General features: G+C 63.8%; 16 protein-coding genes and 1 tRNA gene. 13 read left to right on the forward strand and 4 right to left on the reverse strand.

Annotated features, from left to right (window positions below; translation table 11 throughout):
- Window positions 1-50: 50 nt before the first annotated feature.
- From V8J82_RS00360 to V8J82_RS00375, 4 genes are all read left to right on the forward strand, one after another.
- Window positions 51-1,382 (forward strand): sensor histidine kinase, encoded by a 1,332-nt coding sequence (locus V8J82_RS00360; protein WP_339970946.1) that lies wholly within the window; start codon window positions 51-53, stop codon window positions 1,380-1,382.
- 122 nt (window positions 1,383-1,504) lie between these two features.
- Window positions 1,505-2,230, forward strand: coding sequence for an OB-fold-containig protein (locus tag V8J82_RS00365; protein ID WP_339970948.1), 726 nt, complete (start codon window positions 1,505-1,507; stop codon window positions 2,228-2,230).
- Window positions 2,231-2,271: 41 nt separating this feature from the next.
- On the forward strand, window positions 2,272-3,996 hold the full coding sequence (locus V8J82_RS00370) for a flotillin family protein (RefSeq protein WP_339970950.1): 1,725 nt from the start codon (window positions 2,272-2,274) through the stop codon (window positions 3,994-3,996).
- A 240-nt stretch (window positions 3,997-4,236) separates the two neighbouring features.
- Entirely contained in the window at window positions 4,237-4,656 is a 420-nt protein-coding gene (locus V8J82_RS00375) for a cupin domain-containing protein (protein ID WP_339970952.1), read from the forward strand.
- Between the two features lie 367 nt (window positions 4,657-5,023).
- Here V8J82_RS00375 and V8J82_RS00380 read toward each other — a convergent pair whose 3' ends face one another.
- Complete coding sequence (locus V8J82_RS00380; RefSeq protein WP_339970955.1) at window positions 5,024-6,142, reverse strand: anhydro-N-acetylmuramic acid kinase; 1,119 nt, start codon at window positions 6,140-6,142, stop codon at window positions 5,024-5,026.
- 43 nt (window positions 6,143-6,185) lie between these two features.
- Here V8J82_RS00380 and tyrS point away from each other — a divergent pair, with 43 nt between their 5' ends.
- A complete protein-coding gene (gene tyrS, locus V8J82_RS00385) occupies window positions 6,186-7,445 on the forward strand; it encodes a tyrosine--tRNA ligase (protein WP_339970957.1) in 1,260 nt (419 codons plus the stop codon).
- 188 nt (window positions 7,446-7,633) lie between these two features.
- Window positions 7,634-8,458, forward strand: coding sequence for a GNAT family N-acetyltransferase (locus V8J82_RS00390; RefSeq protein WP_339970959.1), 825 nt, complete (start codon window positions 7,634-7,636; stop codon window positions 8,456-8,458).
- Window positions 8,459-8,571: 113 nt separating this feature from the next.
- Here the strand turns inward: V8J82_RS00390 and V8J82_RS00395 are convergent, their stop codons facing one another.
- From V8J82_RS00395 to V8J82_RS00405, 3 genes are all read right to left on the reverse strand, one after another.
- Complete coding sequence (locus V8J82_RS00395) at window positions 8,572-9,303, reverse strand: hypothetical protein (RefSeq protein ID WP_339970960.1); 732 nt, start codon at window positions 9,301-9,303, stop codon at window positions 8,572-8,574.
- A gap of 96 nt (window positions 9,304-9,399) precedes the next feature.
- Window positions 9,400-10,131 carry a GNAT family N-acetyltransferase gene (locus tag V8J82_RS00400; protein ID WP_339970962.1) on the reverse strand — a complete coding sequence of 244 codons (732 nt, stop codon included), beginning with the start codon at window positions 10,129-10,131 and terminating at the stop codon, window positions 9,400-9,402.
- A gap of 113 nt (window positions 10,132-10,244) precedes the next feature.
- Window positions 10,245-10,679 (reverse strand): outer membrane protein assembly factor BamE, encoded by a 435-nt coding sequence (locus V8J82_RS00405; RefSeq protein WP_339970963.1) that lies wholly within the window; start codon window positions 10,677-10,679, stop codon window positions 10,245-10,247.
- Between the two features lie 124 nt (window positions 10,680-10,803).
- Between V8J82_RS00405 and V8J82_RS00410 the strand changes: the two genes are divergently transcribed.
- The 7 genes from V8J82_RS00410 (at window position 10,804) to V8J82_RS00440 (ending at window position 15,439) form a co-directional block, all read left to right on the forward strand.
- Complete coding sequence (locus V8J82_RS00410) at window positions 10,804-11,385, forward strand: YceD family protein (RefSeq protein WP_339970966.1); 582 nt, start codon at window positions 10,804-10,806, stop codon at window positions 11,383-11,385.
- 243 nt (window positions 11,386-11,628) lie between these two features.
- Window positions 11,629-11,835: a 50S ribosomal protein L32 gene (gene rpmF, locus V8J82_RS00415; protein WP_339970967.1), complete on the forward strand. Its 207-nt coding sequence runs from the start codon at window positions 11,629-11,631 to the stop codon at window positions 11,833-11,835.
- 32 nt (window positions 11,836-11,867) lie between these two features.
- Complete coding sequence (gene plsX / locus V8J82_RS00420) at window positions 11,868-12,965, forward strand: phosphate acyltransferase PlsX (protein WP_339970968.1); 1,098 nt, start codon at window positions 11,868-11,870, stop codon at window positions 12,963-12,965.
- Window positions 12,962-13,942, forward strand: coding sequence for a beta-ketoacyl-ACP synthase III (locus V8J82_RS00425; protein WP_339970969.1), 981 nt, complete (start codon window positions 12,962-12,964; stop codon window positions 13,940-13,942). Before plsX ends, V8J82_RS00425 begins: the two co-directional genes overlap by 4 nt.
- Window positions 13,943-14,056: 114 nt before the next feature.
- Window positions 14,057-14,359, forward strand: coding sequence for an integration host factor subunit alpha (gene ihfA, locus V8J82_RS00430; RefSeq protein WP_339970970.1), 303 nt, complete (start codon window positions 14,057-14,059; stop codon window positions 14,357-14,359).
- 114 nt (window positions 14,360-14,473) lie between these two features.
- Window positions 14,474-15,316 (forward strand): MerR family transcriptional regulator, encoded by an 843-nt coding sequence (locus tag V8J82_RS00435; protein WP_339970971.1) that lies wholly within the window; start codon window positions 14,474-14,476, stop codon window positions 15,314-15,316.
- A gap of 46 nt (window positions 15,317-15,362) precedes the next feature.
- Window positions 15,363-15,439: transfer RNA gene (locus tag V8J82_RS00440), tRNA-Pro, on the forward strand.
- Window positions 15,440-15,476 lie beyond the last annotated feature (37 nt).

A 15,476-nucleotide genomic window follows, 5' to 3' on the forward strand; every position in this document is an offset into this window, starting at 1 on the left:
CCCACGGCTAGGATGGAGGCATACTTACAAACGTTAGGTGCCCCGCACGCATGCGCGCCTCATCGTCGACACGCCCCGACCGCCGGTTGGAGGATATGCCTGACTTGGAGCGCCTCTGGTGGTCGGAATTCGGCAATCCTATTGAATTTGCCATCCGCAGCGCGGCGATCATGATCTGCGCGGTGGGAATCTTGTATTATGCGGGTTGGATCTACGGGCCGATCTGGGCGCTGGCCTACTTCTCGACGCAAGTCATCACCTTCAACGTCTTGCGATCCGCCACGCCAGAGCGGCGCTTGACCTATGTGATCGGCATAGGCGCCTATATGACCTCGACCGCAATCTACGTGTCGCTGCCGCTGTCGCTGATCGCTTCCGGCGATCCGACGCTGGCCTTTTGCGGCACGTTGGGTGCCCTCGCCTTGGCGGTCTTTGTCATCTATCGCGATGAACCGCCCCGGCCAGTGCATTGCTTCGATATCGCCCTGATCTGGTCCTGCCTTGCCATGGCGCTGGCATTCTATGTGCCTGGGGTCGACGATGTTGTCGCCCAGGCGATCATGATCATGCTTGGGTCGATTGTGGGGGGCTATTACACGCTGGCACTGATCACCAACCGCCGCACTCGGCAAGAGTTGCGGCAGGCCGCGCAGCGCGGGGTCGAGGCGCAGAAGATGGAGGCAATTGGCCGCCTTTCCGGTGGAATTGCCCATGATTTCAACAATATCCTGACCGTTCTTCAAGGCAGCCTGGAGCTGTATCACGTGGTGCCCGACAGCGCAGAGCGGCACGCCCTGGTGGGTGAGGCGCAGCAGGCGGGCAAGCGCGCGGCGGGTCTGGTGGCGCAATTGCTCGCCTTTGCGCGCCGCGCGCCCCTGGAAGCACAGGTGCTGGAGGCGGGCGCAGTGATCGACGAGATTGCCGCGATGGCACGGCGTCTTTTGCCGGAGTCGATCACGGTGATACGCCAGGTCGCCCCCGGTCGGCACTACATCCTGGCGGATCCCGATCAGCTCAGCTCGGCTTTGCTGAACTTGATCCTCAACGCACGCGACGCGATGGCGGGACGCGGCACCATTACGCTGAGCGCCGAGCTGTGGCCCGGCCCTGCCACTGCACCCGCCGCCACCCGCCTGCGGGGCGGCAATCTGCACCATCTGTGCCTGTCGGTCGCCGATGACGGCCCGGGCATGGATGCAGAGACCCAAGCCCGCGCATTGGAACCGTTTTTCACCACCAAGCCGGTGGGCCAGGGATCGGGCCTGGGTTTACCAATGGTTAAAGGCTTTTCCGAGCAATCGGGCGGCTCGCTGGATCTGGTCTCCGGACCCGACGGAACCGTTGTTTCGCTGCATTTGCCAGTGGCAGCTTCCCCTACCTGACACAGGGCGCCAGATGCCATAAATTGGTCATGAAACCCGGGCATTTCCGGCACCGACCCCTTGTAACATGTCCGTGAGGACCTATCTGCTGTATACACCAGTATACAATTAAAGCGAAAGCGATGCTCGACACACTCATGTCAGGGCCATACGTGCCCTTTGCCTTTTCCATTGCGCTGCTTTTGGGTCTTTTGGCCCTTGAGCTGGCCCTGCTTGCCGTCGGCGGATCGCTGATTGGCGACGGGCCGGATACGGAGATCGATATCGATCTGCCGGGCGGACCAGATATGGATTTTGATCTGGAGGTCGATTTCGACGGGCTCGATGTGGATGCCACGGAGTTCGAGTTGGAATTGGGTGAGGATGTCGCGGTTCAAACGCCGGGCACCGCGCCGACCGGCCCGACCAGCTGGCTGGGCCTGGGCAAGATGCCGATGCTGATCTGGCTGGCGACCCTTCTGGCGGCGTTTGGCATATCGGGCGTGGGTTTGCAGGCTTTGGCGGTTCAGGTTTTCGGCAATCCTTTGCCGGCCTCGCTGGCCATCGTGCCCTGCGGCATTGGCGCGCTGTGGTTCACGGGTCGGTTTGGCGCAGTGTTCGCACGCGTGCTGCCGAAAACTGAAACGCAGGCGGTATCAACGCGCACGCTCAATCGCCGCCGCGGGACTATCACGCAAGGTACGGCGAAACGCGGCATGCCCGCCGAGGTCCGCGTCACGGATCGCTATGGCAATATTCACTACCTCCGCGCGGAGCCGATGCAGGACGGCGCGGAGATCCCCCAAGGCGCGGATGTTCTGGTGCTGCGCCACCGCCCGACCGGCGGGTTTCGTCTCATCGCGCTCTGAAGCCCCCTTCACCGGCGCGCACAATTTGAAAGGAAATGCATATGGATGCTCTTGGATCCTTCGGTATTATGATCGCGGTCGTCATTGGCCTTGTTGTTCTGATCGGTCTGATCGTGGCCCGGCTATACAAGCGAACCACCCGTGAGGTGGCGCTGGTGAAAACCGGGGCTGGCGGTAAGAAAGTCATTATGGATGGCGGGCAATTTGTGATCCCACTGCTCCATGAAATCAGCCCAGTGAACATGAAAACCCTACGCCTGGAAGTGCGTCGGAATGGTGAACAGGCGCTGATCACCCAGGACCGGATGCGCGTCGATGTCGGCGTAGAGTTCTATGTCTCCGTTATGCCGAGTGAAGAAGGCATTGCCCGCGCCGCCCAGACACTTGGCGACCGCACCTTCTATGTCGACCAGTTGCGCGAGATGATCGAAGGTAAACTGATCGACGGTCTGCGGGCTGTGGCAGCCAAGATGACCATGGATGAATTGCACGAAAACCGCTCGGACTTTGTTCAGCAGGTGCAAAACACCGTGTCCGAGGATCTGACGAAGAACGGTCTGTCGCTGGAATCGGTCTCGCTCACGGCACTGGATCAGACGCCTTTCGAGGCGCTGGATGAAAACAACGCCTTTAACGCGGTTGGGATGCGCAAGCTCGCCGAGGTGATCGCAAAATCCAAGAAGGAACGCGCCGAGATCGATGCCGAGGCCGAAGTGGCCGTGCGGCGCGCCTCCATGGAAGCCGAACGCCAGAAGCTTGCCATCCAGCAGGATGAGGAACAGGCGGCCATCGCGCAGGTTCAGCAGATCGAAACGATGAAGGCCGCGCAGGAGGCCGAGATCGCGCTGCGTCGCGAAGATTCGGTTCGCGAGTCGGAACGCGCCCGGATTGCTCGCGAAGAACAGGTTCGCGCCGCAGAGATCGCACGCGAGCGCAATATCCGCGATGCCGAGATCACCAAGGAGCGCGAGCTGGAGGTGGCCGAGCAGGAACGCCAGATCATCATCCAGCAGAAATCCGAGGAAGAAAGCCGCGCGCGTGCTTCGGCGGATCTGGCCCGCGCCGAAGCGACCAAGGCGACCGAGGCGGTTGCGACCGCCCGCGAGGTGGCCGAAGCCGAACGCGTGAAGCAGATCGCCCTGATCGAAGCGACGCGAGAGGCCGAGCGCGCCGCAACCCGCGTGCGGGTGGAAGCCGAGGCCGAGAAAGCCGCCGCCGCCGACCGCGCCGAGGCCCGCCGCGAAGAGGCTCAGGCCGAAGCCGATGCGATCTCGATCCGGGCGGATGCCAAGAAGAAGGACATGCTGGCCGAAGCCGAAGGCACGCGCGCCATCACCGAGGCCGAAAATGCGCTGTCCGAACAGATCGTCGCGATGAAGGTCGACATGGCCCGCATCGACGCAATCCCCGGCATCATGGAGCAGATGGTCAAGCCGGTCGAAAAGATCGACTCGATCAAGATCCACCAGGTCGGTGGCTTGGGCGGCGCCAATGGCGGCGCTGCGGGCGGCGGCGATGGCGACAAGCCGGTCGTGAACCAGGCGCTCGATTCGATCATGGGCATGGCGGTGCAGATGCCAGCCCTGCGCGCGCTCGGCGATGAATTGGGCCTGAGCCTGGAGAACGGCGTTGCGGGTCTGGCGGATTCCGCGATGACCAACCGCAAGAACGGGGCGGCGGCGCCGAGCTTGGAGGCGCCCAAGGCGCCGCCTAGTGTTGAGAACGCTGCGGACAGCCCCGCAACGCCCGACCGCGCCGCAGAGTGATCCCCGCGCCAAGCGTGACAGACGCCGCCCAGACCCGGGCGGCGTTTTGCGTTCTCTCTGCCGTCTGATGTCGGTTTTAGCTGGTCACGGGACGTCAAGGGCAACAGGGATTGCGCTTTGCTGCGCAAATCGCCGAGGGCGCCCGCGACGCTCCGCTGCTGATGTCGGTTGTGACTGGCCAGCCGCAATGTCTGCGGACCATACTTTGCAGAACGCAGGAATGAGGGAACGTGCGCCGTGTTGGATCCTGACCAAATCATCGAAACGCTCGGACTTACCCCCCACCCCGAGGGGGGCCATTATAGGCAAACCTGGGCGTCATCAGGTCCGGGGCGCCCCTCCGGGACCTGCATCTACTTCCTCTTGAAGACAGGGGAGGCAAGCCATTGGCACAAGGTCGATGCGACGGAAATCTGGCTCTACCATTCCGGCGCGCCGTTGGAGTTGCGGATGGCTAAGGGCGATGCCGGGCCGGCCGTGACGCATATGCTGACACCGGACCTGACCATCGGGGCGCCGCAGCTGATTGTACCTGAGGGCTATTGGCAAGCCGCGCGCACGACCGGCGCCTTCACGCTGGTCTCCTGCACCGTGTCGCCGGGCTTCACCTTCGACGGCTTTACCCTGGCCGAGCCAGGCTTCGACATCCCGGCTGACTAGAGCCTCTATCAACTTGTGGCTGTCCAGCGACGCTTGGCTCTGCTTCGTCGCGACGGAGAGTTGCCAGCGCTGGGTCACACCGAGACCTCTCCACCCGCTGGGACGACGACACATGCGCTGCCATCCAACAACAATCTATCGTCGGCCCTCATCTCCCGCCCCAAAACACTTACAGCCCAGCTCCCTTTTTCATCTTGGCAAAAAACTCCGGGGGAGGCGAAGCCGGGGGCAGAGCCCCCTCAGACATGGCTCACCCGCACAAAACATGTGGATCATGCAGCGCGGGCGCCCGAGCCGAAGGCGAGGGCGCCCGCCCCCCGGCGATTTGCGCAGCAAAGCGCAATCCCTCGCGCTCGAAAGTCGTAGTCTAAACCAGCACCGCGCCTTTCGGCCGCGAGACTTGTCCCCCGCCCACAGGTGCGGCCACGCCGGTGGTGCCCGGCGCGGATGTCGGCAATCCGCGCAGCACCCGCACGGCCAGATAGGCAAAGGCCTGCGCCTCCAACGCGTCCCCGTCGAGCCCCACCTCCTCAACCGGGCGGGCGGGCACGCCAGTCGCCTCTGCCAGCATCGCCATCAACGTCGCGTTGCGCCGTCCGCCGCCTGTGACAAGGATGTGAGTCGGGCGCCCGGGCAAATGCGGCAAGCCCCGCGCCACGGCCCCTGCCGCGCAGGCGGTTGCGGTAGCCACGGCATCGGCGTCGGACAGATCTTGCGTGGCCGCCCCCAGATCGGCGAAGGCATCGCGGTCGAGTGATTTCGGCGGGCGGGCATCGAAATAAGGACGCTCCAAGATCCGCTGCAGCACCGCGCCGTCCACCTGCCCGCGCCCGGCCAACGCTCCCCCGTCGTCAAAGCGCCCCAAATCACGGGCCAGCATGATATCGTCAATGGGCGCATTGGCCGGGCCAGTATCGAAGGCCAGGCAGGCGCCGGGCGCCTCTGGGCACGGCGCAGCAGGATCGACCCAAGTGATGTTGCCCACACCGCCGAGGTTCAGAAACGCCACAGGCCCCGCCGCGCCGATCCAGCGCGCGCAGGCCCAATGATAGAACGGCGCCAACGGCGCGCCCTGCCCGCCCAATCCCATATCGGCGCTTCGAAAATCCCAAACGACCTGACGGCCCAGCGCCTCGGCCAAAGCTGCACCATCGCCTGCCTGATGTGTGCGGCGCCCGGTCGGGTCATGGGCCAGCGTCTGGCCATGGAATCCGACCACGGCCACCTCCGGCAGTTCGACCATCGCCGCGACATGGGCCCGCAAAACCAGATCCGCCGCTGCCGCCACAGGTGCCTCACCGGGCCAGGCGCCCAAGGCACGCTGCAACACGGCCCGATCCGTATCTTTGTACTCCACCGACCAGGCCGGGCCGATGCCGCAGAGCTCCACGCCATCGGTTTCGATCACCGCCACATCGACGCCATCCATCGATGTGCCCGACATTGTCCCTGCCGCCCAGATCGGCCCCTTTTCCTTGCCTGCCATTGCCGCTAGACCCTCCCTCGCCTCACATTTGCCTGGACGCACCATGACCTACCAGCCCAAATCCGACTTTCTCCGCATTATCATCGAGCGGGGCTTTCTGGCCGATTGCACCGATTTGCAAGGCTTGGATGAGCGCCTGCTGCAAGGGCCGGTGACGTGCTATATCGGCTATGATGCCACGGCGCAGTCGTTGCATGTCGGGCATTTGCTGAACGTGATGCTGCTGCGCTGGTGGCAAAAGACCGGCAATCGCCCGATCACGCTGATGGGTGGCGGCACGACCAAGGTGGGCGACCCGTCTTTCCGGTCTGACGAACGCCCCTTGCTGGGCCCTGAACAGATCGATGCGAATATCGCCGGGATGCAGAAGGTTTTTGACCGCTATTTGGATTATGACACGGCAGGCAAAACCCCCGCCGCGCAGATGATGAACAATGCCGAATGGCTCGATGGCCTGAACTACCTCGATTTCCTGCGGGATATCGGGCGGCACTTTTCGGTCAATCGGATGCTCAGCTTTGAGTCCGTGAAATCGCGCCTCGACCGGGAACAGAGCCTCAGCTTCCTGGAATTTAACTACATGATCCTGCAGGCCTATGATTTCCTTGAGTTGAACCGCCGCCATGGCTGCCTGTTGCAGATGGGCGGCAGCGATCAATGGGGGAATATCGTCAACGGGATCGATCTGACGCGCCGCGTGCTGGAGACTGAGATCTTCGGCCTGACCACGCCGCTTCTGACCACCTCGGACGGGCGCAAGATGGGCAAAAGCCAGGGCGGCGCGGTGTGGCTGAATGCAGACATGCTCAGCCCCTATGAGTTCTGGCAGTTCTGGCGCAACACGACCGATGCCGATGTGGGCCGGTTCCTGAAACTCTATACCGAGCTGCCGGTTGCGGAATGTGACCGGCTCGGCGCGTTGCAGGGTTCTGAAATCAACGAGGGCAAGATCATCTTGGCCCGCGAAGTCACGACCCTGCTGCACGGGGCCGATGCTGCGGCTGCTGCGGAGGCCACGGCCCGCGAGGTGTTCGAGAAGGGCGGCACCGGGGATGATCTGCCGACCCTGACGCTCAGCGCGGGGGATATCGGCGACGGCATTTCCATCGTTCAGTTGATTACGCGGTCCGGTCTGGCGGGCTCTGGCAAAGAGGCCAAGCGCCTGATTTCCGAAGGCGGCGCGCGGTTGAACGATGCGGGGCTGTCGGATGCGGGCCTGATGGTCACAGCCGCCGATCTGGCGGAACCAATCAAGCTGAGCGCCGGGAAAAAGCGCCATGCTCTGGTGGTTTTGGCCGACTAACCAGCCGCCGCGGCCCCTGACATAGGGTTTAGGGGCCGCGGTGGTCTTGCTTAACTCAAAATTGACCGATTCGCGCGCATGTTCGCGCTATGTTCGATTTTGCATCCGATCTCCCCGCACCCCCCGCGACCCGCCCCCTGGCGCAAAGAAGCCTTCAGCAGAGCGCGCTCTGGCGCGGGGCTTTGGACTTGCTCGGTTCCGACGGAAAAGTCGCGCAGATCGGGGAAACCCAGGCTTTGGTGATGCGCCGCTGCTGGCCGGTTCTGGGCACGGTCGGCATGATCTCCCGCGCCGATCTGCGCCTGACGCCCGACACCGCACGGGGCTTGCGATCCGCGCTTGGCTTGCAGCACCTGGTGATCAATGCGGAAACCGAAGGGGATGCCGATGCGCTGCGGGCGAGCGGGTTTGTCAAACTCGCCTCCGCCCGTGTCGTGGCGGAGCTGCCGCTCGACCCGTCAACAGATCTGATGGCCGCGCGGCTTGGCGGGAAATGGCGCAACCGGCTGCGCCACGGGCTGGGCCAGGGGCTGGTGATCCGCCGCCGCCCCCTGCCCCCCGATCCGCGCCATTGGATCTTTGCGGCAGAGGCGCGACAGGCCCGAAAGCTGGGCTATCGCCCGCTGCCCCCCGCGCTGATCTGTGCGATGATCGCCCAGGCGCCGGGCGCGGGTCAGATCTTCACCGCCTATCGGCACGGTCAAAAAGTCGCTGCGATGGTGTTCCTGCGCCATGGGGCGAAGGCGACCTACCAAATCGGATGGAGCAATGAAGACGGGCGCAAGGTCTCCGCAGGGCCGGTGCTGATGTGGCGAGCCATGGTGGATCTACAATCCATGGGCACGGATCAGATCGACCTTGGATCGGCCGATGCCGCCCAAGCGCCCGGCCTGACCCGGTTCAAACTCGGCACCGGCGCGCAGACGCGCCGCCTGGGCGGGACCTGGATCGACAGCGCCTGGTCACCCCGCTGGCATCGCTTCGGACATCGCCTGCGCCGCGCCCATGCCTGATCACCCGGCGGAGACATTCCGGTCATAGGCATTTGCCAGAGGCGTTCGAGGCTCTGTTTGGTGGGCGCCTTACGAAGAATAGACCTGAACAAAGCGCCCGGCCCACCTTTCGATTATTTGAAATCCGTCGTGACGCGCAGCCCGGTTTCCTGCGCCAGATGCGCGACAAGCGCCTCGATCTGCGGATTGCGCGTGTCACCGACCGCAGCCTCCACATCGGCCTTCCGGCCCTCGCGACCCGCCTGGACCATATCCATAAAATTCATCCCGCCCATGGTGGTTTTGCGGGTGCCCGAAACATAGATCGTCTTGGATTGGTCCGGATGGCGCAGCATCACCGCCTCGATATCCAGGCCATCGCCCTCGCCGTCGCCTGCGGTCAGCCACATGAACCCGTGATAGATATCGCGATACTCGGAGATTGGCGCGCTCCACCGGATTTCGGTGCCGGAGGAATTGTCGACCACCTCGACCCGGTCCGGGTGGATCGCCGCGCGCCGTGTCCAGTACAGCGTGCCTTTCAGTGCCCGACCCAAGGCTGGCGCCCCGATGAAGATGGCGATGAAGAGCGGTAAGATGATCCCCATCACATTGTTGAGGTCATAATTCCCCGACGCCACCACATTGATCGTGATGATCACCCCAATCAGCAGCACAATGCCCGCAATGGCCAATTGCACGATGGGACCGGTCAGGTTGAGCGCCGTGGGCTTACCCTGACCATATTCCACATGCACCGGACCCGCACCAAGATGGGGCGGACGGATGCCGCCGATCAGGTCGGGCGCCGCTTTGCGCGATAGCATCTCGGCCACGGGGTTTTTGATTTGCGCGTCACCTGTCATGGGGTCCTCGGGTTTCTTTATCGATGCGGGCAAGATTAGCGCGAACCTGCAACCGGACCCATGCAGGTTTTCCCGACCCGCTCTGCCCCACGCGCACTACCCCGCCACAGCCCGCAGCAGCCGGGCCCGACCCGGCGGCACAGCACGGATTTCCAGCCCGGTGAACACGTGTAGCGTGCCCAGATCATCATCGATCACCGCATGGTCGCTGACCCAGCCGCCCATCAGCAGATAGGTCCGCAGAAGCGGCGGCATCTTGGCCTGGGCCGCTTTCAGATCCGGCTTGCGACGCAAACGGCTGGCAAAGCGAAAGACCGACGGCGCCTTCACGCGCGGCAGCCAGCGCTTCGGCGCCAGGTGCCGGTCCCTCAGCAAGGCGAAGGCGTCGTAATAGTCGCGCGCTTCGGTGCCATGGAAGGACGAACAGCCGAACAGCATTTCCACCCCTTCCCGGTCGACATAGGCGGTCATCGCGCCCCAAGCCACGCGCAGAATATCGGGATCGCGCCAATCGGGATGGATGCAGAACCGCCCCATCTCCACCATCGGGCCGTCAAAGGCGGACAGGGCCGACAGCTCATAGAATTGCGCGGAATAGCTGCGGTCGATGGCGCGCCCGTTGGGCAGGTGCAGCAAGCGAAAACAGCACACAAGCGTGCCGGCGCGTGTGTCCTCGACCAACACGTGAGCACATTCGGCATCATAGGGATCGGCATCGCTGCGCGCCTCGCCGCGAAAGCTGAGCGCCCTGAGATGTTGCGCCGCCGCGTGGTCCGCGTCGCTTTCTGCCATCCGGGCGGCGTACCGCCCCTTGCGCAATGTCAGCATTGGCCCGCTCCTGCCATCCGCCCCGTCAGGCCGCGCCTACCATCCCTGCATGACGGCGACACGACAGGATTAAACATGCGGTCAAGCGGACGTCATCACAAGATGCCGTAGCGTCAACCGCCCAGAGTATCGCCGATATTGATGCGACCGAAGTTTGACAGGATCGACCGGAAGAAACCCAGATCCCGCACCGAGCTTTCGGTGACACGGCGGGACAATTGCACCACCTGCCCGTCTTCCAGCCCGAAGCGTTCGACATTGGTCACCCGCCCCCCTTCGCTGAACGAGATCGCCACGATATCGCGTTCGACCACCTCCGGCGCGTTATAGGTGAAGTTGCGGACACGATATTGCGTGTAAAACCACGCCTCGTCGCGCAGCACCCCATTGGCACCGGGCCGTCCGACCAATTCGGCCACCTCATCCCGGCTCGCGCCCAATTCGACCAGGGCCAATTCGTCTTCGGGCGGCACAAAGCCGTGGTTCGTATAGGTCGCCGAGCAGGCGCTCAGGGTGAGAACCACGGAAACAAGGAACACAAGACGCATGGAGACTTCTCTGCTGTGATGGCCGGGTCTGGATCTGTTTGCCCCCGCAGAACCGCTTGCACGGCGCCGGGAAGCTGCCTAGTGCCTTAACTTAGGGGCGCGCTTTGGGCAAGCGAGGGCGTCCATGACACATGATCAGGAGCTTGTGATGGCCTCATCCGTTCTCTCCCTGTCGCGGCTGAACCGGGCCGCAGACACCCCGTTCGAGCTGGTGCCGACACCCGAGGAGATGGCGCAGATCGCCCAGGATCTGGGCGCGACAACGCTGCGCAAGGTGCGGCTGACGGGCAATCTACGGCCCATCGGCAAGCAGGATTGGGCCTTGAACGCGAGCCTGGGCGCCACCGCGGTGCAACCTTGCGGTGTCACGCTGGCACCGGTGACCACCCGCATCGATACCGATGTCACACGGCACTATCTGGCCGAGATGCCCGCCCCTAGCGGCGACGAGATGGAGATGCCCGAGGATGACACGACCGAACCCTTGCCCGACAAACTGGATCTGACCGCCCTGCTGATCGAGGCTTTGTCGCTGGCCCTGCCCGATTTTCCACGCGCCGAGGGTGTGGAATTGGGTGAAGCGATCTACGCCGCCCCGGGTGTCACGCCGATGCGCGACGAAGATGCCAAACCGCTTGCCGGGCTTGCCGCGCTGCGCGACAAGCTGTCCTCCGGTCGATCCGACGAGCCCGAAAACGACGATTGATGCGGGCCGGGGAATGGCACCGGAAAAGGGCTTGCATAGGCGTGGAATCGGAGTATGTTCCCGGCCTCATTCGCCCCCGGAAGATTGCGCGTCCGGGCCGCGGTGCATCTGGGATGCAGCGGCTTATCCAACGCGTTCATCTTAAAGGGGAATGGCCGGATCTTTGCCGGACATATCGAGACAAGAATTTACCGGACGGGGCGGGCAACGTGCCTCCCGCGTTCCCTGACCCGAGGTTGAGACATGGCTGTCCCACAGAATCGCGTGACCCGCTCCAAGCGCAACATGCGTCGCGCCCACGATGCCCTTGAAGGGGCAAATCCAAATGAATGCCCGTCCTGTGGCGAGCTGAAGCGGCCCCATCATGTGTGCCCGTCCTGCGGCACGTATAACGACCGCGAGATCATCGCACAGGCCGACGAGATCGACCTCGACGAAGACGCGGCCTAAGGGTTGCCGTCGGTTGGGGCGGGCTTGATTACATGAATGACGGTGCAGCGTTGACGGGAAAGACGGTCGAAGGCACCGTGGTTTCCGTCGATGCGATGGGGGGCGATCTGGGCCCCTCTGCCGTTGTTGCGGGTATCGCCAAATCCGCCTCCAAAAATGGTGATCTGCGGTTCATCATCCATGGCGACAAGCCAGAGCTTGAGCGTCTGATCGCCCGCAAGCGTGGCCTGACCGAGAAATGCGAAATCCGCCATGCCGAGGGTGTGGTGACTATGGATGCCAAACCTTCCCACGTGATGCGCAACGGCAAGGGCACCTCGATGTGGTCCGCGATTGAAGCCGTGCGCTCCGGCGATGCAACGGTCGCGGTGTCTTGCGGCAATACCGGCGCCCTGATGGCGCTCAGCATGATCCGCCTGCGCAAGATCCCCGGCGTGAACCGCCCCGCCATCGCCTGCCTTTGGCCCTCGCGCAACGCGTCGGGCTTCAGCGTGATGCTGGATGTGGGCGCCGATATCCGCGCCGATGCCGAAGATCTTCTGCAATATGCGCTGATGGGCGCCAGCTATGCCCGCAACGGGCTGGATCTGGAGCGTCCGCGCATCGGTTTGCTGAATGTCGGCACAGAAGAGCATAAGGGTCGTGCCGAGCTGAAGATGGCCGCCGATCTGATCGAGCGCGTGGCGGGCCCTGCCGATCTGGAATTTGTGGGCTTTGTCGAGGGCTCCGACCTGCCCTCGGACCGCGTCGATGTGATCGTGACCGATGGCTTTACCGGCAATGTCGCCCTGAAGACGGGTGAAGGCACCGCGCGTTTGATCCGCGAATTGCTGGGCCAGGCATTTCGCAAGACCCCGTTCTCGCGCATCGCGGCTCTGCTCGCCTATACGTCCCTGCGCCGCCTGTCGAAACGCATCGACCCGCGCCGCGTGAATGGCGGTGTGTTCCTGGGCCTGAACGGCACGGTGGTGAAATCCCACGGTTCCGCCGATCCCACCGGCGTGTCGGCGGCGATCAAACTGGCCGCGCGCCTGGCGACGTCGGGCTTCAACCAGCGGCTGGCCGCGCGCATTGCGCAGGCCGAGGAAACCGCCTCCAATGTGATCCATACGAAGGACCCGCAACCATGACGCTCCGTGCGGTTCCTGTCGGCATCGGCCATTATCTGCCCCAGCGCGTTGTGCCCAACGCCGAGTTCGAGGCGATGGAGGGGCTGGACACGTCCGACGAATGGATCCGCGCCCGGTCGGGCATCGAACGACGCCATTTCGCGGCCGAGGATGAGACAACCAGCCAGATGGCCATCGCAGCGGCACGCGCCGCGCTGGATCAAGCCGGGCTCACCCCGGACGACATCGATGCCGTGATCGTCGCGACCTCGACCCCCGATCTGACCTTCCCCTCCGTGGCGACGATGGTCCAGGCCGGTTTGGGCATGGGCGGCGGCTTTGCCTTCGACGTGCAGGCCGTCTGCGCGGGATTCGTGTACGCGCTCAGCAATGCCAATGCGCTGATCATCGCCGGTCAGGCCCGGCGTGTTCTGGTGATCGGGGCCGAGACGTTCAGCCGGATCATGGATTGGACCGACCGCACCACCTGCGTGCTGTTCGGCGACGGCGCCGGTGCGCTGATCCTCGAAGGGCAGGACAGCGCCGGAACCCCCGAGGATCGCGGTATCCTGGCCACCGATCTGCATTCGGACGGCACCCATCGCGATCTGCTTTATGTCGATGGCGGGGTGTCGGCCACGCAATCGACCGGTGTGCTCAAGATGCAGGGCCGCGAAGTGTTCCGCCATGCCGTTGAAAAGCTGACGAAAACCGCGGAAACGGCCTTGGAAAAGGCGGGCGTCGGGGTCGAGGATGTCGATTGGGTTGTGCCCCATCAGGCCAATATTCGGATCATCACAGGCACCGTCAAAAAGTTCGGCTTGCCGATGGAGAAGGTGATCGTCACGGTCCAGGATCACGGCAACACCTCCGCGGCGTCGATCCCGCTGGCCATGTCGGTGGGTGTGGCCGATGGCCGGATCACCCGCGGCGATCTATTGGTGACCGAGGCGATCGGCGGCGGTCTGGCCTGGGGCGCGGTGATCCTGCGCTGGTAGCGCGAGACCGCGTTTGTGCCGTTCAAGCGACATCGGAAGCCCGGCGCGCAACGCTTTGGATTGACACATTAATCCTTCTAACACATCCTGCGGTAGAAATTTGGGGAGGCCATAATGACCGCAAAAACACTCACGCGCATGGATCTGAGCGAGGCGGTGTTCCGCGAAGTGGGCCTATCGCGCAATGAAAGTGCGCAATTGGTCGAGCGTGTGCTTGAGATGATGTCCGATGCCCTGGTGGAGGGGGAGCAGGTCAAAATCTCGTCTTTCGGCACATTCTCTGTCCGGTCCAAGACCGCGCGGGTGGGCCGCAATCCCAAAACCGGCGAAGAGGTGCCGATCAGCCCACGCCGGGTCTTAACATTCCGCCCGTCCCATCTGATGAAGGACCGGGTGGCGGAGGGCAACCGTTCCTGATCCGACCCCAGACGATCCGGATCCGCCCCGCCAGACGGGCGGACCGCAAGACAAAAGACCGACGGGGCGCACCGACAAGACGTCGTTTGACGACGCGAGCAGAGGACCCGAGTTATGGCAAAATCCGCGCAGGCGTTCCGCACGATCCGCGAGGTCGCCGATTGGCTCGACGTGGCGGCCCATGTGCTGCGCTTCTGGGAATCGAAGTTTTCGCAGATCAAACCGGTGAAACGGGCGGGCGGGCGTCGCTATTACCGTCCCGTCGATATGGAATTGGTCGGCGGCATCAAGGTGCTGCTGCATGATCGCGGTCTGACCATTCGCGGTGTGCAAAAGATGATCTCCGATGAGGGAGTTGATGCAGTCATGGCGCTGTCCCCGCCCATCGACGGCATTCTGGGCGAAGATGCCCAGGCCGCCGCCGATGGCGCCGAGGTGGTCGATCTGAAGCCCGCCGCTGAACCGGATGAAGCGGTTGAGGCCGCGCCCGCCACGCCACAGGTGTCGCCCGCCTCAGATCGCCCGAAAACCGAGGCACCGCAGACGACGTCGCCCGAGACCTCGGCCACTCCCCCAACGCCGCCATCCGAGCCATCCGATGCGACGCCAGCGATGACTCCTGCACGCGCACCGGACAGCCAGGCGCCGGATACCCAGCCTGAGCCTCAGCCGGAACCCGATCCCGAACCGGCACCGGCCTCAACCGCGTCCGCGCCACCCCCACAGGCTGCGCCCGAAACACTCGCCCCATCTGCCCCGCAAGCCGCGGATCCGCAACCGGCCCTGCCGCTCGACCCACCCGCCGCCGCAGTGCCCCAATCCAGCAGCGCCGCATTGGCCAAGCTGGCGCAATTGGCCACCGATCCCACCCGCCTGCCGCCCGATCAGTTGACCGCCCAAATCGGCGCATTGCGCATGCTCGGCGCGCGCATGACCCGCGGCCAAACGCATCGGTAAACCGCCCCTTGCACCGCCCCGCAAAATGGTTAGAAGGGCAGGATGTCGGGCTATGGCGCAGCCTGGTAGCGCGTCCGTCTGGGGGACGGAAGGTCGCAGGTTCGAGTCCTGCTAGCCCGACCATTTCACCGCTCTACCGCCACTTTTGCACCGCTGGGTC

This window comes from Gymnodinialimonas mytili, from assembly GCF_037544085.1.
In the GTDB taxonomy this organism is placed as follows: domain Bacteria; phylum Pseudomonadota; class Alphaproteobacteria; order Rhodobacterales; family Rhodobacteraceae; genus Gymnodinialimonas; species Gymnodinialimonas mytili.

What these genes read in the sequence shown, in the direction of transcription:
- V8J82_RS00360 (WP_339970946.1), top strand. Translation starts at nt 51, where the DNA reads ATGCGCGCCTCATCGTCGACACGCCCCGACCGCCGGTTGGAGGATATG.
- V8J82_RS00365 (WP_339970948.1), top strand. Translation starts at nt 1,505, where the DNA reads ATGCTCGACACACTCATGTCAGGGCCATACGTGCCCTTTGCCTTTTCC.
- V8J82_RS00370 (WP_339970950.1), top strand. Translation starts at nt 2,272, where the DNA reads ATGGATGCTCTTGGATCCTTCGGTATTATGATCGCGGTCGTCATTGGC.
- V8J82_RS00380 (WP_339970955.1), bottom strand. Translation starts at nt 6,142, where the DNA reads ATGGCAGGCAAGGAAAAGGGGCCGATCTGGGCGGCAGGGACAATGTCG.
- tyrS (WP_339970957.1), top strand. Translation starts at nt 6,186, where the DNA reads ATGACCTACCAGCCCAAATCCGACTTTCTCCGCATTATCATCGAGCGG.
- V8J82_RS00395 (WP_339970960.1), bottom strand. Translation starts at nt 9,303, where the DNA reads ATGACAGGTGACGCGCAAATCAAAAACCCCGTGGCCGAGATGCTATCG.
- V8J82_RS00400 (WP_339970962.1), bottom strand. Translation starts at nt 10,131, where the DNA reads ATGCTGACATTGCGCAAGGGGCGGTACGCCGCCCGGATGGCAGAAAGC.
- V8J82_RS00405 (WP_339970963.1), bottom strand. Translation starts at nt 10,679, where the DNA reads ATGCGTCTTGTGTTCCTTGTTTCCGTGGTTCTCACCCTGAGCGCCTGC.
- V8J82_RS00410 (WP_339970966.1), top strand. Translation starts at nt 10,804, where the DNA reads ATGACACATGATCAGGAGCTTGTGATGGCCTCATCCGTTCTCTCCCTG.
- rpmF (WP_339970967.1), top strand. Translation starts at nt 11,629, where the DNA reads ATGGCTGTCCCACAGAATCGCGTGACCCGCTCCAAGCGCAACATGCGT.
- plsX (WP_339970968.1), top strand. Translation starts at nt 11,868, where the DNA reads ATGAATGACGGTGCAGCGTTGACGGGAAAGACGGTCGAAGGCACCGTG.
- V8J82_RS00425 (WP_339970969.1), top strand. Translation starts at nt 12,962, where the DNA reads ATGACGCTCCGTGCGGTTCCTGTCGGCATCGGCCATTATCTGCCCCAG.
- ihfA (WP_339970970.1), top strand. Translation starts at nt 14,057, where the DNA reads ATGACCGCAAAAACACTCACGCGCATGGATCTGAGCGAGGCGGTGTTC.
- V8J82_RS00435 (WP_339970971.1), top strand. Translation starts at nt 14,474, where the DNA reads ATGGCAAAATCCGCGCAGGCGTTCCGCACGATCCGCGAGGTCGCCGAT.